We start from the raw sequence: 21651 nt of genomic DNA on the forward strand, positions 1-21651 counted from the left end.
GAAACTATTGCATTTGGCTCATGCCCCTGTCGCGCAAGTCCTTGATCAGGTCTTCCATCGTGTCATAGCGCTTTTGATGGATCGTACTGCCCCAGCTTTCACGCTCGATATAGAACTGACCGTCTGGGTCGGTATGGATAGGTGTACGAATGATTTCATGGTTTGACGCGCGGTGTATCAACTGCGCGCCCTCGGGTAAGTTCGCCTCAAACCTGAAATAACCAGGATGTTTGAGCCTCTCATTAAGCTGCACAAGTGAAAGAGGCTGTTCGGGCGCGTGTGCCTGCGGGATATCCACTTCCAGCCAATAGTCATGTTTGAGCACTTCCACGTTATGGGAGTAATGACTTGGTTTAATGACATCCACGATGTCTTGGCGTAAACCGCGGCCCGTATTCGGGGCGGTATCCGAGACGCGCACACTGATAACACCTTCAAGTTCCGCCAGGCCTGGTATGCCCTTATAGGTATTTGAGTGACTGTTCCCGACAAGTGCTATCCATTTCCGGCCCCCGTTTCGCAGCTGATTGGTGCGGATGATGCGTGAGGCAAAGTAACTGAATGACTGGTAGCGGATCAGGTCTTGTGACAATGGCTCACTCCCGTCAGGGCGCATACGCATGCCTCTATGGTTGTAACTGGCCATGCAATCGAGCGCTTTGATCTCAATGCCATGACGCTGGGCTTTTCGCACCAGTTGGCTGTAGTTGTAAGGGCTTGAGGGATCGATTCGGTGCCCCAGGTCCTGGGCTTTAAGAAATTCATCCAGAACGATAGGCATCTTTCCCGTGGTATGAAACTCGTCAAGAAGGGGTTGGTGCAGGTCAGTTTGAAGGTGTTCCAGGTAGAGGGTGGCTACATCGCTTTTGGCATAGGCCTCCATCTGAGTTATCAGCACTTTCTTTGGGGATTGGTGAGAGTGGGTTTCTCCAAAAACCAGGCCGGTAGAGTGTTCGAACATTCGCTTGGACGCGTTCTCCAGACTTATCTCTGCAGGCAGTTGTGGACGGTTGACCCGAGGTTTTGCCGGTTTTGTGCTCAGGAATGCACGGGCGTCATCCAGCAACCTGAACCTTAATTGTGAAAAGATGAGTTGGTGGTTGGTGTAGTCAATACTCGCTGATGCCCCGGTGGTATCTACAAACGATCGGTGTTCATGTATCCAGTTTTTAATCTTGGTCCTGTACTCACTGGGAACGTCGTAATCGCTGTAATTAATCGTGGGCACCGCTTCCGGCAATTGGCTGCTGTTGCGTACCAACGGCTCCCAGAACTTGGTGCTGGCGGTGGGTTTGTGTTTGATTTCCCAGTAGCCGGCACTGCGTCGCAGTTTGTAGCGTGCACCGCCTCCGGTGCTTGAGCTGCTCGGTAGTTGCAAATACCAATCACGCCCCAGCCAGCCACTGAACACTTCAAAAACGACACCTTGTTCCTGAATGTATCGGTTATTGCCCACCCGATAGATCCCTTGGGCATCCGGGGTGTAGCGGTCGAGGTTAATCCCGCTGACCTGCGCACTTTCTATGACGCGCTGTATCCCTGTCTTTTGCGGGAGGTTGGGGTCGACATCCCATATGCCAGAAGACAATTCGCGCATAGGCAGGTTGTACAACGCATCGGGCTGGCGCCCGTCAATGGTTCGCCAGGCATCATCCAGATTGTCGTATCGACTGGCATAAAGGGCGTTATCGCTGGTTTTGAGGTAGTGCTCAGGTGTGCTGCGGCCAGACGTCACTGTTTGCTCATACACCCCCCCTGCATACGCTTCCCCGCGGCGTAGCGTCAGCGCCTGAAGCGACAGTGTGCTTGCAGCGCTCTTGCTCAAGACGGGAGCCGGTTGTTTGACACGCTGGCGAATGGAAGCCCCGAACACTGCAGACCCTGCAAAATCAGAGGCGCCATCGGTCAGGTGGGTGATGGAGTCCAGAAAGTACAGCAACGCCTCGTGTTGCTGGTCACGTCGCAGCGCGTCTTTCCCCAGGATGACCTGGTAGCTGAAGCGCGCCAGCGCCACGGGAAGCAGCACCTTGGTGGGCAGCACAATCGAGATGATGTCGATCACGGTCAGGGCTGTTTCCTTGGCCGTGTTGAGGTTGCTTTCCCAGGTGGATGTCGATTGCTCATCGGCATCATTGATGGCGTGTAGGGCTTCGGTATCGTAGGACGCTTTGAAAAAATCATGATTGATGGGTTGCAGACGGACCGTGTCGTCTGTCAGGCCCTTTTCAATCAGTGGTTTGATATAGGCCTGCTGGGCGGGTGTAACGCGGCGCAGAATGTAAGCACGCAAATCTGCACGGGAAAGCTTTTGGCTCAATTCACTGCGAGAGTTGGCGGTCAGGAACCAGGTGTTATCCGGTGAGCCGGGCATATAGCAGATAAGGCGATTGGAGCCGGTGGTGCTGAACACCAGGATGCCGGGCAGCGGTTTATAACGCAGCATCAGCAGGTGGACTTTAATGAGCTCTGCGTTTAGGCGCGGGCGTGTGCTGTCAAGCGGATGGTCGTAGGCGAATTGAATCATGGCCGCTTCGACCGTGTTCAAGTTGCCCGAGAGCTTTGCTTCCAGCAGGTCCAGCGTTAACTGTGCTTTTTTAAACTCGACGTAGCGCTCTTTGCGCCATTGAGCCTGAGCGGAGTTAACCAGCAGGCTGTTAAGCAGGTTTTTGTAGCGTTGGCCAATATCCAGTTGTCGCACCAGCCCTTTAAGGTAACTGCGGGTTAGAACCGGGTGGGTTTTGCCGCCCGCATCTTTGACCTGTGCGGTGAGGGCAAAGGTGACATCCCAAATACCGACGTTGGACAGTGCGACCTCACTCAAGCTTCGACGAGTGGTTTTGTAGGTAAGGGTGGGGCCGGTGCGCGGCAGGCTGTAGCCCTGGGGGAAGCTTGACTGTCCCGGGTTAAACACGGGCCCTGTCTGCACTGCCTCGGTGGTCGAAATGAAAATGCTGTCTGGATCAACGTCAATGCCGTGATCGATTTTGATCTGTTGCTTGAGCTGGACTCTGGCGTAGCCGAGCAGGGTGCTTTTTTCCCCGATCTCGTTGAGTGGGTGAGCGTTAGAGGCTTGCGAAGAGGACCTTTCGCGGTTCAGGCGTTCGAAGGCCAGGCGCCATTGGGTTTTGTCAGTGACCGAGGCGTTTTTTAGCCACAGCGGTAGCTGGCTTTCGATCAGTCGGGTGTAGCGAGCTTGTAAAAGAAACTCGGGTTTGATGAGCCAGCTTGAGGTCAATAAAAACTCGATCCGCTCGGACAATAACTCGATGCTCGTGTCTTGCTGCTGGTTGCGTGCGAGCATCCAGTCGTGTCGGATGTCGCGGTCTTGCTTGGCAATCAGTTGGTCAACGTAAAAGGTTGTTGTGTCTTCTTGGTTAACGGCTAACACATCCACGTTCTGGTGAGCCAGGGCGCGGACACGCTCTTCATTCAGCACGCAATGGAGTAACGTTTCACGCTGATAATCGTCCTTTATCCGGGCGTTTAACTCGACGGTGAGCGCTGTGATGGAGTCGAAGGTTTCAATACCATTGCGCGGGGTGTAGAGCACGACGGTTCTTGGCGTGTCGTCCTGGATGATTCGTTTGTAATGAGGGTTAAAAGGGTCAACAGGCAGATCTTTTGTGGTGATGATGAACGCACCGTACAGGGCGACCGTAGGGACTGATGAGTGGCCATTGAGTGCTAGCGTATAAAAGCCAAAGGTCGTTGTGAGTGGTGCAACCGCGGCGGGCGCTGGGAAAAGCTGGTTAATCGCTTCCAGCGCAGCAACGCTTAAGGTTTGATCCGCGCGACGTACGTTGGCTTCGGCAAGCATCAGTTTTTGGATAAATTGTGACAGCCAGATTTTCGGCGTTTGACCGCCGAAGCGCTCACTCTTTTTTCGCCAAAAGTCAGTCAATGCAGACCTGACGCAGGTCTCAAGATTATGGGTGGTGAAATCCAGGTATTTTTCCAGCGCGGGCAGGGTGATTTCACGGACTTTGTCTTGATCTGCCAGGGTGTAATCCTGATGGTAGATGCGGCCGGATTCCGGTCCGAAGGTCGGAACTGTCTGAGTGAGGTAGCACTCATCGATCAGTTGGCTAAGCGATTGACTGGCGATGACGGATGACTGGCCGGGCTCAGGGGTTAATAAGTAGTTGCGGAAGAGAAAGTCAGTACAGATGTCTTCAGGCAGCGTTGGGAAAAATACCCGCAGACGATGGTCCAGTGCGGTCTCAAGGTTGGGAAAGGCATCCGTCAGTGTGGTCAGTTCGCGCTCAGCGCCTTTGAAGCGCTCCAGATGTGTAGGCATGTCGTGTTTCCTGTAGAGGCGTGCGGGGTGCACGCGACGTCGTGATCACAGGAAAACGCAAAGTGTTAGCGGGTGGGTCTTACATATCTATGGAGCGAACCTGCGACCGCCAAAGACGCCGTCGAGCGTCTTTGGCGGCCAGGCAGGGTGACTCGACGTGCGTCAGTCGAGGTGGTCATCAGGGTCAGCCTGCACAGCCCCGCCTGCGGTATTTTCAAACCTCAACTGACCTGGCTTGCGGAGTCTTTGGCGGGTGTGTGCCAGAGACAGTCCAAGGCGTGGCGCAACCGTGACGGGGATTTCCATTGGTAGCCAATCGTCATTTTTCAACAGGGCGAGATCCAGATTTCTGCCATAAGAGAAGACGACCTCCCCTGCGCCCTGCTGGGTTCTTTGCGCAAAGCGGGGCGCTGCACCTGTCACCTTGATGGCAAGGCGCGGCAAATCGTGCAGGGTCATTCATGCGCGCTTTACGCTATAATCCCGCCCTTTAGTTGTTTCTGCGCTTGGCGCGCAGTACACCCTTTTTTCAGGCGCCCGCCGCCTGCCTGCATTTTTAAGAGGCTAATCCAGTGGCATTGACGATTCTTGGCCTGTCCGGCGCCCTTAGCCATGATCCCTCAGCAGCCCTCTATATCGACGGCAAGCTGGTAGCGGCGGCTGAAGAAGAGCGCTTCGTACGCGATAAGCATGCAAAGAACCGCATGCCTTATGAGTCCGCAAAATTCTGCCTTGAGCAAGCCGGTATCAAGCCTTCTGACGTTGACGTGGTCGCGATTCCGTTCGCGCCGATCAGCTTGTTCGGCAAGGCACGCTGGCACTATGCCAAGCGTTACTGGTACGCCCCGGATCGCGCGCTTGACGCGATTCTGATGGGCAACCGGCGCTACAAGCGCTATCGCAACAAGATTGTGTTCTGCCTTGAGCAACTGGGTTTTGATCCGAAGAAAATCAAGATCGAGCCTGTTGAGCACCACTTGGCTCACGCCTCCAGCGCCTACCACTGCTCGGGTTTCAAAGAGAAAACCGCGATTCTGGGCATCGACGGCAAGGGCGAATACGCCACGACCTTCTTCGGTTATGGCGAGAACGGCAAGATCACCAAGATCAAGGAATTCTTCGACCCGGACTCCCTCGGCGGCCTGTATGGCGCGATTACCGAGTTCCTCGGTTTCGAGATGCTCGACGGCGAGTTCAAGGTGATGGGCATGGCGCCGTACGGCGATGCCAGCAAATACGATTTCTCGCGTCTGGCTTCGTTTGAAAACGGCGAACTGGTGATCAACACCGAGTACGCTAACGTCATCGGCCTGCGTCGCTATAAAGAGAAGGGCAAAGGCTTTTACTTCTCGCCAAAACTGATCGAGTGGCTGGGCCCTAAGCGTGAAGGCGATATCGCCGACGAACCTTACATCCACTACGCGGCCAGCATGCAAGCGCTGTTTGAAAAACTGTCCTTGCAGATGATCGACTACTACTTGGGCGACATCCTCAAGGAAACTGGCAAAATCGCTTTCGCTGGTGGCTGCGCGCTGAACGTTAAGCTGAACCAGAAAATCATCGCTCGCCCTGAAGTCAAAGAGCTGTTTGTCCAGCCTGCGTCCGGCGATGCCGGTACGGCGGTGGGTGCAGCCGCTTATGTGTCCCACGCACGCGGCGTGCCCGTCGAGAAGATGGAACACGTCTATCTCGGCCCTGCGTACAGCAACGAAGACGTAATCGCGGCGTGTGCCCGTCACCCTGGCAAGCCTGCGTACCGCAAGATCGAAGGCACGCCAGAGAAGATCGCCAAGATCATGGTCGATGGCAACCCGGTGGCCTGGTTCCAGGGTCGCATGGAGTTTGGCCCGCGTGCCTTGGGCGGTCGTTCGATCATCGGTTGCCCGAGCAGCGAAGGCGTGGCTGACCGCATCAACGAACAAATCAAGTTCCGCGAGCGCTGGAGGCCTTTCTGCCCGTCGATGCTCGACACCGTGGGCCCGCAGATGATCAAGGTCGATCACCCGGCACCTTTCATGACCTTCACCTTTGAAGTGGCTGAAGAGTGGAAAACCCGCGTGCCAGAGGTGGTCCATGAAGACGGCACCTCGCGCGCGCAGGTGCTCAAGCGCGAATACAACCCGCGCTACTACGACATGATGAAAGCCCTCGAAGTGCTGACCGGCAACGGCGTGTCGCTGAACACCTCGCTCAACCGTCGTGGCGAACCGATGGTCTGCTCGCCGACTGACGCGCTGAACATGTTCTTCGGCTCTGATTTGCAGTACCTGATCATGGAAGACATCCTGGTCGTAAAAGAAGGCGCGCCGCGTTATGAATCGCTCGACTGAGCGGCATGTGCTGCAGTTCTGTCACGGCTATGACGGGCCGTTTCTGGACTGTGCGCGTCAGTACGCGAGCCTGTTCGCCGGCAGCGGGTACCGGGTGACCACGGTCTTTTTGACCGGTGCAGCCGACCCAGAGGTAGCAGCAGGCTGTGCGTCGGACGAAGTGCTGTTTATGGAATTCAGCTCCAAGGCCATTCGTGGCCTCAAGCTGGGCGCCATCGCGAAGCTGCGTAAAATCGCAGCCTCGCGCCATTTCAGTTTCTGCATTGCCCACCGCTTCAAGCCGATTTATATCGCCTTGCTCGCCACGGGGTTGCCGGTGATCGGCGTGCATCACGCGTTTGGCGACTATCAGCGTCGCAGTCGCAAACTGTTTGCCCATCTGTTTCGCAAGCGTCTGAGCCTGCTCGGTGTTTCCGATGCGGTGCGTGACGACATGCGCAAATGCCTGCCCAAGTGGCCGACGGGGCGCATCAGCACGCTTTACAACCGCATCGATATTGCCGCCGTGCAAGCCAGCCAGCTGCCAGGCACCCAGGCGCGTGAAGCGCTGGGTGTGTCGATCGATGGCTTTATTGTCGGTAACGTCGGGCGTCTGCACCCGGACAAAGACCAGGCCACCTTGATTCAGGGCTTCGCCAAAGCGCTGCCAGGCCTGCCGACTGACAGCCAGTTGGTGATCCTGGGCAAGGGCCGTCTGGAGCAAGACCTCAAAGAACTGGCCCGCGAACTCGGCATTGAGCAGCAGGTGAAGTTCTTGGGCCAGGTGCCCGATGCGCGTCGTTATTTCCGTGCATTTGATGTGTTTGCCCTCAGTTCCGATCACGAGCCGTTCGGCATGGTCTTGCTGGAGGCCATGGCCGCTGGTGTTCCATTGCTGGCCACGGCCTGTGGCGGTGCCAAGGAGGTGGTTGAAGGTGTGGGCATTCTGTTCCCGCTGGGCGATGCCGAACACTTGGCTCAAGGTATCAAGCATTTGGCGGGGCTCAGTGATGAGCAACGCCAGGCGTGTGCGGATTTGATGCTGGCGCGCCTGCATGAGCGCTTTAGCGATCAAGCGGTACATGACCGGTTCTGGCAATTGCCGCAAGTCACCGACCTGACTGCGGGGGCCTGATGTTCAATTTTTTCCAAGGCTGGCGTGAGCGCGGCTGGAACGTTGTCGACGCGGGGACTTACGCCGATGCTTGGCAGCGTTTTGGTGGCAGCGTCGCGACCCATCCCATGGTGGTTGAGCGTTTGGCTAAATTGGCCGGCATCCCGGTGCGCTATCTGGCCTGGGAGCAAGGTGGCGAACTAAAAGCAGCGATTCCGACGTGGGGCCGCGATTTGGCCTTGTCCAAGGACGTGCTCAAGCGTCACGGCAAAAAAGGCCTGTTCGATCTGGGCAATGCAGAGATCATTCTGCCCGCTGCGGCGGATGCCAACGTGCCTTTGCGACATCGCGGTCGCTACCTTTCGGTGCTCAATGAAGGGCGTTTCAGTACGCTGATCGCGCAAACCGAACAATTGGCCATGGCGCGCGCGCCTGAAGATCTGTCGAAGAAATTTCGCTACAACCAACGCCGCGAACTGCGCTTGCTGGAAGAAGCGGGCGGTGTCGTGCGCCCGGTGACGGATTTTTCCAGCCCTGAACTGGCAGCTATCTACTGCGATTTGTTCATGCGCCGCTGGGGTTTCGTGGCCACAGGGGCCGAGCATATGGCCGAAGTGGTTGAGCTGTTGCGTGAACTATTGATCGGATCGGTCGTGTTTCTTAATGATTCTCCCATTGCCATTCAGTTGGTATACCGAGTTGAATCGCCCGAATGGATCAGCGTTGAGTACGTTAACGGTGGTGTTGACCCTCAGACCCGTGATTTCAGCCCCGGTAGCGTATTGAGCTTCCTCAATACTCAATCGGCCTGGGAGCAGGCGCGCAGCGTTAACAAGCCTTTGCGTTTCTCGTTCGGCCGCGCTGACCGCGAATACAAAGAGCGTTGGTGCAACCCGGTGCCCGTGTTTAAAACGTAAACAATCCTTTGTAGGTGCGAGCTTGGTCGCGATCTTTTAAAAGATCAGAAGATCGCGAACAAGCTCGCCTCTATAGGAAAACTGCATAGAGCCCGACCATGAGCCGCAAACAGCAACTCCTCAAGCGCCATCGGCGCAACAAGCGAATGGGCTTGCTGATCGGCCTGCTGGTGCTGATTGCCAGCGGGCTGTTGCTGGCCTGGTGGTTGCCGCTGGTGCTGGCGGTGCTGGGTTGGGTGGCCCATGAAGCATGGTTCGCTGACCATCTGTTCTACTCGCCCCAAGACGACTACCAATACACCTTCGGGCCAGACGGCGAACGCTTTGACCTGCGCCTTGAGGCGCAGCGTCTGCTGCTTGATCAGCCGCTGAACCTTGCGGGGGGTGAAACGCTGGTATTGGCCATCAAGGTCAGCAGTCGCGGGCTGGGGCGTTTTATCGACCCGAGCGTTCAACTGCTGGGCGGCGAACAACCCGACCAACAAACCTTCGAGCGTGGAGTCAACGGCCTGCGGTATCTGAACCTCAGTGAGCAAGCGCAGGTATTGAACCGCGGTGAACTGCGCCTCAAAGGGCGTCATTGCAGCGTGCAAGGCCAGCCTGAGCTTTGGGTGTTTCGCCATCCTGATTACCGCGAGCAGCGGGTGATGGTGATCGCGCCCCACGCAGACGATGCCGAACTGGCTGCTTTTGGCTTGTACAGCCAAGCCAAAGAAGCGTGGGTCGTGACCCTCACTGCGGGTGAAATTGAGGCTGAGCACTATCAGCACATGGGGCTTGAGCGGGCCGAAGCGGCGAGGCTCAAAGGGCGTTTGCGGGCGTGGGACAGTGTGGTGGTACCACGTTGGGCCGGGGTGCCCGAAAAGCATTGCGCGCAGTTGGGGTATTTTTGTCTGCAACTGCCTGCGATGCAGGCCGCCCCCGAGCAGCCTGTCGCCTCCCGCGAGGCGGACCTCAGCGACATCCGGCTGTTTCGCCAATTCAACCCGTCTGTGCTGCCAGGTGATGAAGATGGTGCTCCGACCTGGCATAACCTGCTGGCGGATTTACGCACGTTAATTCTGCGCGCGCGGCCCGAAGTCATTGTGTTGCCGCATCCCACCCTTGACCCGCACCCCGATCACATCTGCGCGCAAGCTGCGGTGCTTGAAGCATTGCAAGGGCTGGAGTGGCAGCCGACGACCTTGCTGGGGTACGCCAACCACCTGCATGACAATGACCGCTGGCCCATGGGCAACAGCGGCGACGGGATTGCCCTGCCGCCAGTCTTTGATGCTTCGCTCAGCGTGCACCCTTGCAGCCTGCCATTGACCCTTGATCAGCAGCGCGACAAGGCGATGGCGCTGGGCATGATGCATGACTTGCAACCCCGTGCCGCGCTCAAACGCAGACTGCGTCGTTCGATCCAGGTGCTACTCGCAGGCAGAAAGCCATCGCCTTATGGCGAGAATGAATATTTTCGTAAAGCAGTTCGACGGCATGAGCTGTTCTGGCGTCTTGAGACGCCGCAAGGAAAATCATGAAAGTTCTATTTCTAGTACAGAAAGAGCAGCGAGCCATTCTGGATCGCCTCTATGACGGCATTGCCGCGAACTGCGAGTGTGATATTCGCTGGCTGAGCAGCGATGAACAGCGCAACTTGCGCGGGTATTTCCGACGCGAAGTGGACGTTACGCGTTATGACCGCATAGTGTTTTTCTTACGCTTCAAACAGGAAATCCGTCAGGTCAGCTTTATCCGCACTGTGCCCAACCTGGTCATTCTTGAGCACGATGCCTATCAGAACTACATCGAGTGTAAGTACACCGGTAAATTCAGTGCCCATTACCGTCAACTGCCGTGGGCGCGGGTAATCAGCTCCGGCTTTATGGTCACGCAACGTTTGCGCGACGAGGGTTTTGACGCGGTGTTCGTGCCCAAGGGCTATGACCAGACGCTGCTGCATGATCTGGGCCGTGAGCGTGACATTGAGCTGGCATTTGTCGGCAGCACCAACAGCGTGGCTTACAGCGGCCGCAAAGCCTTGCTCGATGAACTGGCCAGTGTAGAGCCACTGGTGGTCACCCGTACCAAGTCCGGTGATGACTACCGCGATACCCTTAACCGCATTCGCTTCTTTGTGAGCGCGGACGTGGGTATGGGCGAATACATGATCAAAAACTTCGAAGCCATGGCCTGTGGTTGCGTGTTGCTAGCCTTTGATCAGGGTGAAGCAGAAAACCGTGCATTGGGCTTTGAAGACATGCATAACATCGTTTTTTATCGCGATATTCCCGAGCTACAGAAAAAACTGACACGCTTGCGTAATGATTCTCAACTAGCTGCCGATATTGCCCTTCGTGGTCGTGATCTGGCGGTGTCACAGTACAGCTTCGGTCGAATTGGCCAGCGGATTGTTGAAGAGCTACAACCAGCACTACGTCCTCATCCACCCCTGTCCTGGGTAGATCGAGTTCGATTGAAACTGGGTATTTGAGACGACCTTGAGTCAATCGCGGTGATACCCCCCAAAGGACTGAATCTAACAATGAGAGGAGGCGAACCGTGCGGTTCTGCCAAGAAAGTGACATTACCCTGGTTGTGACCAGTTGCGGCCGTCTTGACTTGCTCAAGCTGACGCTCGAGAGCTTTGACCGGTTCAATACAGCGCCTATCCGTGAAGTCTTTATCACCGAAGACTCCGGTGATGAGGCCGTGCGCGCGGCGATTCCGCCCAATTGGCTTGAGCACTGCACTGTTTTCGTCAATAGCCCGAAACTTGGGCAGTTGGCTTCGATTGATCTGGCCTACTCTAAGGTCAGCACCCCCTATATTTTTCATTGCGAAGACGATTGGGAGTTTTATCGCCCGGGCTTTGTCGAAGACTCAAGAACCATTCTGGAACTCAAACCAGAAATCTTGCAGGTCTGGTTACGCAGCTATGCTCATGACTTACGCATTCACAGCCCTTACCTGCATTATGGTGAGCGTGAAGTGATCGGGGGTGTTGCGTGCTATCCGGTACTGTCGGACAAACCGGAATGGCAGAGTTTTTCGCTTAACCCTGGATTACGCCGTTACAAAGAATATTTGTTGTGTGCTCCCTATAGCGGGCATGGTGGCGAAAAAGCGCTATCCAAACGCTATGCCGAGCTTAATCTGCAGGCGGTGGCACTGGAGGCTGACGCGGTATTGCATACCGGCTTCGGCAATCATGTCGAAGTACCGGAGGAGCGCCAGCGCAAGCTCAGACGCGGGCGCCGAGAGCGTATCAAACTGTTTGTTTCTTTGTTGCTGGGAGTGTTGATTGGCGTTCTTATCAGTTAGCAGGTGCGGGTTTGAATCGTGATGATTGAACGACAAGGAAGCGTGTGATGAGCATCATTAATGTGATGTGGTCGGGCGGTTCTCCCTATGCGTCTGTACACAAGGTTCACCAGCAAATCCTGTCCCAGGCGCCGTCCGGGACTCCGGTTAAAACCTGGCTGTTGCAACACGAGGCCCCGGCTTGCTTGAGCGAGCTTGGGGAAGTTAAAGCCTGGAAGTTGTCGTCGCGCTTTTTGAAAGGGCGTGGGATCTGGGTGTTTTCTCGTTTTTTTCGTAACCGTTTTTTTCGCAACGCGCTGTTAGAAAATGATGCCCAGCGGGTGCTGCTTGATGGTTTGGGCGTGGCGCGCGTCCTGTTGCCTGCATTGCGAGCGCTGCCGCAAGTGCGTGCAGTGGTGATCTTTCACGGTTCAACCCGACTGCAATGCAAGGACCTTTGCCTTTTTCGCGCGTTCGCGCCTGAGCAACTGACCCTGTGCGCTGTCTCGCAAACCCTGGCTGATTCGATCGCGGCAGATGTCAAGTTGCCGGTCCTTACCTTGAGCAGCATGCTGGACCCGCAAAAGTCTCAGCAACAATCGTTGTCACGTGAGCAGGCGCGCCAGCAATTGGGCCTTCCTGTGCAGAGCCAGCAGGTGTTCGGCGCCGTAGGGCGACTGGTCGACTCCAAAGGCTTTGACATGCTGTTGAAGGCTTTTGCGCAAAACATCAACACCCATCCAGATCGGCTGCTGATGATTATCGGCGAAGGCCCTCTGCGTGCATCCCTGGAATCACAAATCAATGCGCTCGGATTGCAAGGCAAGGTGCTGCTGCCGGGCTATGTGAGCAACGTGGCCCATCTGTTTCGGGCGTTTGACTGGGTGTTGATTCCCTCGCAAGCAGAGGGTTTGGGGTTGGTCGTACAAGAAGCGGTGATCGCGGGTGTGCCGGTGCTGGCGAGCGATTTGCCCGTATTTTATGAACAGTTGGGTGACGGGGGCTCTTACGTGCCGGTCAATGACGTATCGGCCTGGGCCAAGGCGATTGACGCCTGTTCGTCTCTTGCGGCGTCTGAAGTCGCTGCACGCCAATACGCGGGGCTTGATCCGGAGCACGCCTGGTTGCGCTTTAAACAGGCATGCTCCAGCGTGTTTTAAGCCTGTTGAAAGGCGTTTTGCAGGGCTTGTACGGGGAACTTGTCGCTCAGGTTCTCGCGTTCGATGTAACGCAAGAAGTGCTGAAGGTTACGCTGCACCAGCTTTTTAGGCAGCGGCGCCTTAAAAAAGCGCATATCGGCTACGTCAATCAAACCCCACTGATTCTCTGGGGTGACTACGATGTTGCCCAAGTGCAGGGAGCGGAAGTAAATGCCTGCAGCGTGCAAGCGACGGATCAACTGGATAAGCTTCGGCAGGTTTTCTTCCCAGTTAAAGCCGTTTTTCTCCGCGATCTGGCGCAGTGTTTGACCTGGCAACGGGTGATACAGCACCGCAGTCATGCCTGGTTTTTCCAGGCGATAGAACGCCAACACCTTGAGCGTCGGGATACCGAGTTTTTCAAGTTGAGCAGCGTTATCGATGAACCGCTTCGAATAAGGGCGCAGCAAGGCAGATGACAGGAGGCGCTTGCGACGAAACAGTTTCACTATGTTCCCGTCTTGCAGCAGGTAGACTTTTGCGCCGTAGCTGTCCGCTTCAAGCGTTTTGGCGCCTTCAATCATTTGATTTAAAGCGGCTTGTGTAAGCCGTGAACATTGCATCGTAGAACCCTTGCGAGCAGTCAGACACGCAATAATGCCGAAAAAGTGGCGTTTTAACCATTCCAGGTTGGCTGGGTGGTTGAATGAGGAGTGGGATGATGTACGAAAGTCGTTGGGCTCAAGCCCTTATGACGTGCGGTGTGTTGTGGTTCATGTTGGCAATTGCCTTTGCGCCCACTAACAAAATCTACCAACAGGGCCTGGTGTTGTTTACCTGGGTTCCGACACTTGTTGTTGCATGGTCTGCTCGTTCGGTATTAGGCCAGGTTTGGCAGGCGCAGCGGGCGCTTTGCCTGTCACTCGTCGGGTTGGCGGTGTGGGCCGTTATCAGCTTGAGTTGGAGCGCTCAGCCACTGAGCCAGGCTAAACAGCTGGTTTACATTGCACTGTTTGTCGTGTCATTCCCGATCCTGGCCAATGGCCGCCCTGAGCGGATCGTGCGATTAATGAAGTGGGGCGGACTCGGACTGGCGCTGATGGCGCTGGTGGCCATTATTTATTTCTATTTCGTCAAAGATCATGCCTGGTCGGTGCGTCTGGAGGGGCTGGGCGAATTGGCTCATCCTATCCTGGGTGCCTATGCGATCGGCGTGGCCGGCATCTGGATGCTGCACTGGGTGCCTCAAGGGCGTCGGGCGCAATTGCTTTGGCTGGTTGCGCTTGGGTTGCTGGGCAGCTTTGTGGTCATGACCCAAAGCCGTGGCGCGGCCTTGGCGCTGTTGCTAACGGTTCTGGCCATGCCAATTTGGCGCCGTGATCGGCGTACGTTGATGATTGCGACCCTTGCATTGGTTGGCGCTGCAGTGGTGTTTTGGTACATGCAGGCGTTGATGCTTGCACGCGGTTCTTCGTATCGGCCGGAACTGTTTATGGCCAGCCTGCATATGATCCAAGCGCACCCATGGCTTGGCTTGGGGCTTGAGGCGCCGTTTGACGTAAAGGCCGTTGGGCTGACCTTTGATCACTCACACAATCTGTTTACCAGTGTGGCGATCAGTTTGGGCCTGCCAGGGTTGCTGCTCTGGTCTGTCGCCTGGTTTTCGGTGCTTGTCTATGGCTGGCGCGCACGGGCGACGCTCTTGGGCCAAGCCGTCATTGGCATGTGGGTGTTTTCGACGCTGGCCATGCAGTTTGATGCGGCCAGCCTGCTGGATACCCCGCGTGCAGAATGGTTTATCACCTGGCTACCGATTGCCGTGGCGACTCTTTTGTCGTTCAAGCCGGCGTGTCGTGAAGCCTGTGATAAAATTTCGCGTTTTCCTTAAATCAGTGAGCTCTACGATGAGTGATTCACCGTCCGAAGCGGAACAGAGTTCAAGCCTGAAAGTCTACTTCCGGCTGTTGAGTTATGTGAAGCCTTACATCGGCCTTTTCCTGCTGAGTATTGTCGGCTTCCTTATTTTCGCTTCGACCCAACCAATGCTGGGTTACATCCTCAAGTATTTCGTCGATGGCCTGTCCAATCCCGACGCAGTGTTGTTCCCAAGCGTGCCTTACCTGCGTGATCTGCGCCTGCTACAAGCCGTGCCGCTGCTGATCGTATTGATCGCGGCGTGGCAGGGGCTGGGCTCTTTCCTGGGTAACTACTTCCTGGCCAAAGTGTCGCTGGGGCTGGTCCACGACCTGCGTGTGCAGCTGTTTAACAACCTGCTGGTACTGCCTAACCGTTACTTCGACAAGCACAACACGGGTCGTCTGATCTCGCGCATCACTTTTAACGTGACCATGGTCACGGGCGCCGCCACTGATGCGATCAAGGTCGTGATTCGTGAAGGCATGACGGTGGTGTTCCTGTTTGCGTCTCTGCTGTGGATGAACTGGCGCCTGACGCTGGTAATGATTGCCATCCTGCCGTTGATCGCCGTCATGGTGAGCACGGCCAGCAAAAAATTTCGCAAGCAAAGCAAGAAAATCCAGGCGGCCATGGGCGATGTGACCCACGTGGCCTCCGAGACCATTCAGGGGTATCGAGTGGTGCGCAGCTTCGGCGGCGAAACGTATGAGCGCCAACGCTTTCTGAATGCGAGCCAGAGCAATACTGACAAACAACTGCGCATGACCCGTACCGGGGCGATCTACACCCCGATGCTGCAATTGGTCATCTACGTGGCCATGGGCATTTTGATGTTCCTGGTGCTGTATCTGCGCGGCGATTCGTCGGCGGGCGACATGATTGCCTATATCACCCTGGCGGGCCTGCTGCCCAAGCCGATTCGTCAGCTGTCTGAAGTCAGCTCGACGATCCAGAAGGGCGTGGCGGGAGCTGAAAGCATCTTTGAGCAACTGGACGAGCCACAGGAAGTCGACAATGGCACCGTTGAGCGCGACCACGTCAGCGGTCGCCTTGAAGTGCGTCACCTCAACTTCACCTACCCCGACACTGATCGTCAGGTGCTCAAGGACGTGACGTTTACGGTTGAGCCGGGGCAGATGGTGGCACTCGTGGGGCGTTCCGGCAGCGGCAAATCGACGCTGGCTAACCTGATCCCGCGCTTCTATCACCACACCTCGGGCGAAATCCTGCTCGACGGGGTTGAGATTGAAGACTATCGCTTGCTCAACCTGCGCCGTCATATCGCGCAAGTGACCCAGAACGTGACCTTGTTCAGCGACACTGTCGCCAACAACATTGCCTACGGCGATCTGGCCGGTGCGCCGCGTGCGGATATTGAAAAAGCTGCGCGTGATGCCTACGCCATGGACTTTATCGAGCAGCTGCCACAAGGCCTGGACACTCAGGTTGGCGAAAACGGTGTGCTGTTGTCCGGTGGTCAGCGTCAGCGTCTGGCGATTGCCCGTGCCTTGCTCAAGAACGCGCCGTTGCTGATCCTGGATGAAGCGACTTCAGCGCTCGACACTGAGTCTGAGCGCCATATCCAGGCCGCTCTTGACCATGTGATGCAAGGCCGCACCACGCTGGTGATTGCGCACCGCCTTTCGACCATCGAGAAAGCCGACATGATTCTGGTCATGGATCAGGGCCAGATCGTTGAGCGTGGCACCCACAGTGAGTTGCTGGCTCAAAACGGCTACTACGCCCGCCTGCACTCGATGGGCCTCGATGCCCCGCTGTCTTCTGGCGACATCGCCTAAAGCGGGAGCACAAACCTGGAGGAGCGGGCTTGCCCGCGATAGCATCACTTCGGCTGTTCTCATCGACCGAGTTGTTTGCATCGTGAGCAAGCCCGCTCCCACAGCGGTCTTTATTTGACTGAAGCTGCGTTTACCGACGTGTACCGTGCGCCGGGTCATGTAAGCCATCTCTGATTCTCATTCCTGCGATTAACGCCGTGAACTGACCTGCCTTCACCCTGTGTTAATATCGCGCCCCTGTTCATTTTGTATGTGGGTTCTCCATGAAGTTGTCCATGCCGCGATTCGATCAAGCCCCTGTCTTGGTGGTAGGCGATGTCATGCTCGACCGTTACTGGCATGGCGGAACCTCACGGATTTCCCCTGAGGCGCCAGTGCCGGTGGTCAAGGTCGAGCAAATTGAAGACCGTCCGGGCGGTGCAGCCAACGTTGCATTGAACATTGCTGCCCTTGGCGCGCCAGCTTCGCTGGTGGGTGTCACCGGCGACGATGAAGCTGCCGACAGCCTGGCCAATAGCTTGAAGGGCGCGGGTGTACGCGCAATTTTCCAGCGCATCGCGCACCAGCCAACCATCGTTAAACTGCGGGTCATGAGCCGTCACCAGCAACTGCTGCGTATCGACTTTGAAGAGCCGTTTACGACCGACGCCTTGGCGTTGGGCGCGCAAGTCGACAGCTTGCTCGACGGCATCAAAGTGCTGGTGCTGTCCGATTACGGCAAAGGCGCCTTGAAAAATCACCAGGTATTGATCCAGGCCGCGCGCGCCCGGGGCATTCCGGTGCTGGCCGATCCTAAAGGCAAAGACTTTTCGATTTACCGGGGTGCAAGCCTGATCACACCTAATCTCAGCGAGTTCGAAACCATTGTCGGTGGCTGCACCGACGAGGCTGATCTGGTCGCCAAAGGCGCCAAGCTGATGGCTGATCTTGAGCTGGGAGCCTTGCTGGTCACCCGTGGCGAACACGGCATGACCTTGCTGCGTCCGGGCTTTGCGGCCATGCACTTGCCTGCTCGCGCCCGTGAAGTATTTGACGTTACCGGTGCTGGCGATACGGTCATCTCGACCTTGGCTGCAGCCATTGCTGCCGGTGAAGAACTGCCGCACGCCGTGGCGCTGGCCAATCTGGCGGCCGGTATTGTAGTGGGCAAGCTGGGTACGGCGGCTATCAGCGCCCCGGAACTGCGCCGGGCCATCCAGCGTTCGGAAGGCTCCGAGCGCGGCGTACTGACCCTTGATCAACTGTTGTTGGCCATCGACGATGCGCGGGCTCACAACGAGAGAATCGTCTTCACCAATGGTTGCTTTGACATCCTGCACGCCGGGCACGTGACCTACCTGGAGCAGGCGCGGGCTCAGGGTGATCGTCTGATCGTCGCGGTTAACGATGACGCCTCGGTGAGCCGTCTCAAAGGACCGGGCCGGCCGATCAACAGCGTTGACCGGCGCATGGCCGTATTGGCTGGCCTGGGCGCTGTGGACTGGGTTATCAGCTTCCCGGAAGCCACCCCGGAAAACTTGCTGGCCCAGGTCAAGCCGGATGTGCTGGTCAAAGGCGGCGATTACGGGATCGACCAAGTGGTCGGTGCTGACATCGTGGCCTCGTATGGCGGGACGGTGAAAGTGTTGGGGCTGGTTGAAAACAGCTCAACCACGGCTATCGTCGAGAAAATCCGCGGTCATTAACCAACGTCGACCTCTGTAGGCGCGAGTTTGTCTCGCGATCTTTCAAGATCAAAAGATCGCGCGGTAAGCTCGCCACAGGGTTCGCGTTCGTTCAAACAGGCCGCCGTGCGTTTGATCTTCTGCGCGCCGCCCGTAAAAAGCCGTTGCGTCGCAGTGGCGAAAGCCTTACTTCGTCACCACCTTCCTGAATATCTGCCGCGCCTTGCTGGTCAGGCGCTTGAGCCTCGACTCCTTGCTCGGTGCGCTCAAGCCTTGCTGTTTGAGCCAGTCCTTCCAGCGAATGCGTTCCTCGCGGACCACCCAGCCTTCCTGAGGCGCAAAACTTTCTGCCAGATACAGCCCTCGAGTGCTGGCCGGTTTCAGCTGATCCTTGGTCAAGGTATACAACTGGGCGCAGGGTTTGCCATCGGCCAGTGGCATGAGGTATAGATCCGGGCGCTTGCGATTCAGGCGGGCGACCAGATGATCACCTTCCAAGCGTTCATCAACATGAAACAGGCTCAGCGACTTGGCTTCCTTGGGCACCTCAAGGCGCAGGTCGTAGATCAGTTGCAGGGACGCGGTCGGTAAATGTACGTATGCCCGTGGACGCTCCAGCAAAGGCTGGCTGGCGCACCGCACAGGTCGTGCCGCGCCGGACAACGGCGTCAGGCGAAAGGGCAGGGCTTCTCGGTAATGCAGCGCGCTGGCGTAAGGGGCCGGTAGCCACGTTTCGTTGAAGCGCCCGCTTAGCCAGCCTTCCGGGGTTTCCAGCAGGCACTCTTCAGCCACTTCCTGAACCGCCGTGTGCAGTGGCAAGTTGACCTCATGCGCAGGCACATAGCCCGAGATCAGCTTGAGCACTACATCGCCCCGGTCCTGACGCCGCTGGCGCACCAATACCCAGTAATCGCGACCTTGCCAGGTCAGTGTCAGGCGTACCGATACCCCCAGGTTGGCCAACTCGACGGCGAAGCGTTCAGTGTCTGCGACGCTCACCAGACGGCGCTTGCTCAAGGTTTGCGAAAAGTTAAGCGGCATGCCGACGCTTTGATAGCTCAAGCCTTCAGGCGTGGCCTCGACATACAACGGCAGGGTTTTGAAGTCGCTGGGGTTCTTGCGGATCAGCATTCGCGGCATGTCGGCTCCTTCTTGCGTCGGGGTCGGCCGATTCGGCAGCTTTAGGCGTTACGCAGCACCTGCGCAACGGTCGCCACGTTATGGGCCAAGTGCAGCGGATTAATAGTACCGACAATAGCACTGGCAACCCCGTGATGGCCAAACACCAGTTCGAAGCTGGCGCGCACCGGGTCAACCCCGGGTTTGAGGCACACATGGCCGCTGGCCAGGGCCTTCTTCACCAGAATCGCCTTGCCGTGAGCAGCTGCGTAGTCAATCACCGGCTTTTCGGACTGCTCGTTCAGGTTGTAAGTCACCATCGCGCAGTCGCCGTTCTCCAGGGCTTTAAGGCCGCCCTCGACGGTTTTGCCCGAGAGCCCGAAACCGCGAATCTTGCCCTCGCGTTTCAGCTCGGCCAAGGTTGCGTAGACTTCGTTTTCGTTGAGGATCGCAAGATCGTTGCCGTCAGAGTGCACCAGCACCAGATCAATGAAATCGGTCTCCAGGCGTTGCAGGCTGCGTTCGACCGAGCTTCGGGTATGTGCGGCGCTGAAGTCGTGGCGCGAAACGCCGTTGTCGAACTCTTCGCCGACCTTGCTGACAATTACCCAATCCTGACGCTGGCCGCGCAACAGCGGCCCCAGGCGCTCTTCGCTGCGTCCGTAAGCCGGCGCAGTGTCGATCAGATTGATCCCCAGGTCACGGCCCAGTTTGAGCAGCATTTTGGCGTCGGCATCATCCGGTATCTGAAAACCGCTGGGGTATTTCACCCCTTGGTCGCGGCCCAGCTTCACGGTGCCCAAGCCCAGCGGCGATACCCGCAGTCCGGTGCTGCCCAATGGGCGAAGAAAGTCGTGCAGGGTTGCCTGGCTCATGGCAGCAGTTGCTCCCAAGCAGTTTGACCCAAGGGCGGGCGCGGGAACTCAGGCAGCGCAGGCGGATTGCTCGGCGTGATAGCGTCCTGCTCAAGCGCAGTGATAACCCGATCGGCGAAGTCCGGCGCCAGCGCCAGCTTGGTTGGCCAGCCCACCAGTAAGCGACCTTGATCCGCGAGGAAGGCGTTATCCGGACGTGTCAGCCCGGACTGCGCCGGCTCGGCACGGTTGACCCGCAGCGTGGTCCATTGCGCCAGGCTCAGATCGACCCACGGCAGCAAATTGCCCAGTTCTTTTTTGGCCACGGCGATTTGTTCGGCCGGTTCGCGGGCCACGCCATCGGCTTCGGCAATATCCCCCCCCAAATACCACACCCACTCGCCATTTGCGGCCGGGTGCGTGGTGACGGTAATCCGCGGCTTGGGGCCACCGCCCAGGCAGTGCGCGTACAGAGGTTTAAGGCTTGGGCCTTTGACCAGCACCATGTGTAGTGGGCGCAGTTGTTGCGCGGGCACGCTGATTCCGGCGCTGGCCAGCAGTTCAGCATTACCGGCTCCAGCGCTGAGCACGATGCGTTGTGCGTGAATGTCGCGGCCATCGACTCGCAGGCCAATCAACTCTTCGTTCTCAAACAGCGGCTCGATGTGCTGGCCCGCCAGCAGGCTATCGCCCGCCAGCTCGGCCAAACGCGCGATCAGGCTTGGGACATCCACCACCAGCTCAGCCAGGCGATACACCTTACCCTTGAAGCGCGGGTCTTGCAGCGCGGGGGGGAGTTGATCGCCCTTGACCTGATCGACTCGGCCGCGCACCGCCTTGCTGGCAAAAAAACTGGTCAGATTGCCTGCCAGGGTGCCGGGGGACCACAAATAATGGGCTTGTGAAAGCAAGCGCACGCCGCTTAAATCCAGCTCGCCGTCACCGGCAAGGGCTTCGCGCCAGCGGCGCGGCATGTCCGCAATGGCTTCAGAGGCGCCGGTCAGCGCACCGTGCAGCGCATACTTGGCGCCGCCGTGAATGATGCCCTGCGACTTCAGCGTCTGTGCGCCACCGAGTGATTGGTTCTCGACCAAAATTGTGGAAAAACCCTGACGGCGCAGGCGGGCATTGAGCCAGAGGCCAGCGACACCAGCGCCGACAATCAGCACGTCGGTGGAAATAACAGATGGCATGGGCGACCTCAGTGTTCAAAGACAAAGACGCAGTATAAAGAAGC

Annotated in this window: 16 protein-coding genes; 10 read left to right on the forward strand and 6 right to left on the reverse strand. The window is 57.2% G+C overall.

Translation table 11 applies throughout. The features are described from left to right. Positions 1–4: 4 nt before the first annotated feature. Both ACIQYF_RS01550 and ACIQYF_RS01555 read right to left on the reverse strand, forming a co-directional pair. Positions 5–4297 (reverse strand): dermonecrotic toxin domain-containing protein, encoded by a 4293-nt coding sequence (locus ACIQYF_RS01550; RefSeq protein WP_402855829.1) that lies wholly within the window; start codon positions 4295–4297, stop codon positions 5–7. 162 nt (positions 4298–4459) lie between these two features. Continuing rightward, positions 4460–4756: a hypothetical protein gene (locus ACIQYF_RS01555; protein WP_402855832.1), complete on the reverse strand. Its 297-nt coding sequence runs from the start codon at positions 4754–4756 to the stop codon at positions 4460–4462. Between the two features lie 113 nt (positions 4757–4869). On the opposite strand from ACIQYF_RS01555, the gene ACIQYF_RS01560 reads away from it, so the two are divergent. The 7 genes from ACIQYF_RS01560 to ACIQYF_RS01590 all read left to right on the forward strand — a co-directional run bounded on the left by ACIQYF_RS01560 (position 4870) and on the right by ACIQYF_RS01590 (position 13082). Further along, complete coding sequence (locus ACIQYF_RS01560) at positions 4870–6627, forward strand: carbamoyltransferase (protein WP_402855835.1); 1758 nt, start codon at positions 4870–4872, stop codon at positions 6625–6627. Continuing rightward, on the forward strand, positions 6611–7741 hold the full coding sequence (locus tag ACIQYF_RS01565; protein ID WP_402855838.1) for a glycosyltransferase: 1131 nt from the start codon (positions 6611–6613) through the stop codon (positions 7739–7741). Before ACIQYF_RS01560 ends, ACIQYF_RS01565 begins: the two co-directional genes overlap by 17 nt. Further along, a complete protein-coding gene (locus tag ACIQYF_RS01570) occupies positions 7741–8637 on the forward strand; it encodes an antimicrobial resistance protein Mig-14 (RefSeq protein WP_402855841.1) in 897 nt (298 codons plus the stop codon). The genes ACIQYF_RS01565 and ACIQYF_RS01570 overlap by 1 nt, the downstream gene beginning before the upstream one ends. 98 nt (positions 8638–8735) lie before the next feature. Further along, positions 8736–10160 (forward strand): PIG-L deacetylase family protein, encoded by a 1425-nt coding sequence (locus ACIQYF_RS01575; RefSeq protein ID WP_402855844.1) that lies wholly within the window; start codon positions 8736–8738, stop codon positions 10158–10160. Next, positions 10157–11113: a glycosyltransferase gene (locus tag ACIQYF_RS01580; RefSeq protein WP_402855847.1), complete on the forward strand. Its 957-nt coding sequence runs from the start codon at positions 10157–10159 to the stop codon at positions 11111–11113. The genes ACIQYF_RS01575 and ACIQYF_RS01580 overlap by 4 nt, the downstream gene beginning before the upstream one ends. A gap of 68 nt (positions 11114–11181) precedes the next feature. Further along, positions 11182–11943, forward strand: a complete 762-nt coding sequence (locus tag ACIQYF_RS01585; RefSeq protein ID WP_402855850.1) for a glycosyltransferase family 2 protein — start codon at positions 11182–11184, stop codon at positions 11941–11943. A 47-nt stretch (positions 11944–11990) separates the two neighbouring features. Next, entirely contained in the window at positions 11991–13082 is a 1092-nt protein-coding gene (locus ACIQYF_RS01590) for a glycosyltransferase (RefSeq protein WP_402855853.1), read from the forward strand. On the opposite strand, the gene ACIQYF_RS01595 is transcribed toward ACIQYF_RS01590, so the two are convergent. Then, a complete protein-coding gene (locus tag ACIQYF_RS01595; protein WP_402855856.1) occupies positions 13079–13684 on the reverse strand; it encodes a lipopolysaccharide kinase InaA family protein in 606 nt (201 codons plus the stop codon). The genes ACIQYF_RS01590 and ACIQYF_RS01595 overlap by 4 nt on opposite strands. Positions 13685–13782: 98 nt before the next feature. Here ACIQYF_RS01595 and ACIQYF_RS01600 point away from each other — a divergent pair, with 98 nt between their 5' ends. The 3 genes from ACIQYF_RS01600 to hldE all read left to right on the forward strand — a co-directional run bounded on the left by ACIQYF_RS01600 (position 13783) and on the right by hldE (position 18462). Then, entirely contained in the window at positions 13783–14949 is a 1167-nt protein-coding gene (locus tag ACIQYF_RS01600) for an O-antigen ligase family protein (RefSeq protein ID WP_402855859.1), read from the forward strand. Between the two features lie 16 nt (positions 14950–14965). Then, positions 14966–16777, forward strand: coding sequence for a lipid A export permease/ATP-binding protein MsbA (gene msbA, locus ACIQYF_RS01605; protein ID WP_402855862.1), 1812 nt, complete (start codon positions 14966–14968; stop codon positions 16775–16777). 263 nt (positions 16778–17040) lie between these two features. Next, entirely contained in the window at positions 17041–18462 is a 1422-nt protein-coding gene (hldE, locus tag ACIQYF_RS01610) for a bifunctional D-glycero-beta-D-manno-heptose-7-phosphate kinase/D-glycero-beta-D-manno-heptose 1-phosphate adenylyltransferase HldE (RefSeq protein ID WP_402855865.1), read from the forward strand. A gap of 165 nt (positions 18463–18627) precedes the next feature. Here the strand turns inward: hldE and ACIQYF_RS01615 are convergent, their stop codons facing one another. The 3 genes from ACIQYF_RS01615 to ACIQYF_RS01625 are packed head-to-tail and all read right to left on the reverse strand — an operon-like array spanning position 18628 to position 21607. After that, entirely contained in the window at positions 18628–19581 is a 954-nt protein-coding gene (locus ACIQYF_RS01615) for a metal ABC transporter ATPase (protein WP_402855868.1), read from the reverse strand. Positions 19582–19622: 41 nt separating this feature from the next. Continuing rightward, positions 19623–20435 (reverse strand): aldo/keto reductase, encoded by an 813-nt coding sequence (locus ACIQYF_RS01620; protein ID WP_402855871.1) that lies wholly within the window; start codon positions 20433–20435, stop codon positions 19623–19625. Further along, positions 20432–21607, reverse strand: a complete 1176-nt coding sequence (locus tag ACIQYF_RS01625) for an NAD(P)/FAD-dependent oxidoreductase (protein ID WP_402855874.1) — start codon at positions 21605–21607, stop codon at positions 20432–20434. Before ACIQYF_RS01625 ends, ACIQYF_RS01620 begins: the two co-directional genes overlap by 4 nt. Positions 21608–21651: the final 44 nt, after the last annotated feature.

This window comes from Pseudomonas sp. NPDC096917 (assembly GCF_044762555.1).
GTDB lineage: Bacteria > Pseudomonadota > Gammaproteobacteria > Pseudomonadales > Pseudomonadaceae > Aquipseudomonas.

Coding starts and splice junctions, on each gene's coding strand:
- ACIQYF_RS01615 (WP_402855868.1), bottom strand. CDS start 19,581: ATGCCGCGAATGCTGATCCGCAAGAACCCCAGCGACTTCAAAACCCTG.
- ACIQYF_RS01595 (WP_402855856.1), bottom strand. CDS start 13,684: ATGCAATGTTCACGGCTTACACAAGCCGCTTTAAATCAAATGATTGAA.
- ACIQYF_RS01565 (WP_402855838.1), top strand. CDS start 6,611: ATGAATCGCTCGACTGAGCGGCATGTGCTGCAGTTCTGTCACGGCTAT.
- hldE (WP_402855865.1), top strand. CDS start 17,041: ATGAAGTTGTCCATGCCGCGATTCGATCAAGCCCCTGTCTTGGTGGTA.
- ACIQYF_RS01550 (WP_402855829.1), bottom strand. CDS start 4,297: ATGCCTACACATCTGGAGCGCTTCAAAGGCGCTGAGCGCGAACTGACC.
- ACIQYF_RS01600 (WP_402855859.1), top strand. CDS start 13,783: ATGTACGAAAGTCGTTGGGCTCAAGCCCTTATGACGTGCGGTGTGTTG.
- ACIQYF_RS01570 (WP_402855841.1), top strand. CDS start 7,741: ATGTTCAATTTTTTCCAAGGCTGGCGTGAGCGCGGCTGGAACGTTGTC.
- ACIQYF_RS01620 (WP_402855871.1), bottom strand. CDS start 20,435: ATGAGCCAGGCAACCCTGCACGACTTTCTTCGCCCATTGGGCAGCACC.
- ACIQYF_RS01575 (WP_402855844.1), top strand. CDS start 8,736: ATGAGCCGCAAACAGCAACTCCTCAAGCGCCATCGGCGCAACAAGCGA.
- ACIQYF_RS01555 (WP_402855832.1), bottom strand. CDS start 4,756: ATGACCCTGCACGATTTGCCGCGCCTTGCCATCAAGGTGACAGGTGCA.
- msbA (WP_402855862.1), top strand. CDS start 14,966: ATGAGTGATTCACCGTCCGAAGCGGAACAGAGTTCAAGCCTGAAAGTC.
- ACIQYF_RS01580 (WP_402855847.1), top strand. CDS start 10,157: ATGAAAGTTCTATTTCTAGTACAGAAAGAGCAGCGAGCCATTCTGGAT.
- ACIQYF_RS01590 (WP_402855853.1), top strand. CDS start 11,991: ATGAGCATCATTAATGTGATGTGGTCGGGCGGTTCTCCCTATGCGTCT.
- ACIQYF_RS01625 (WP_402855874.1), bottom strand. CDS start 21,607: ATGCCATCTGTTATTTCCACCGACGTGCTGATTGTCGGCGCTGGTGTC.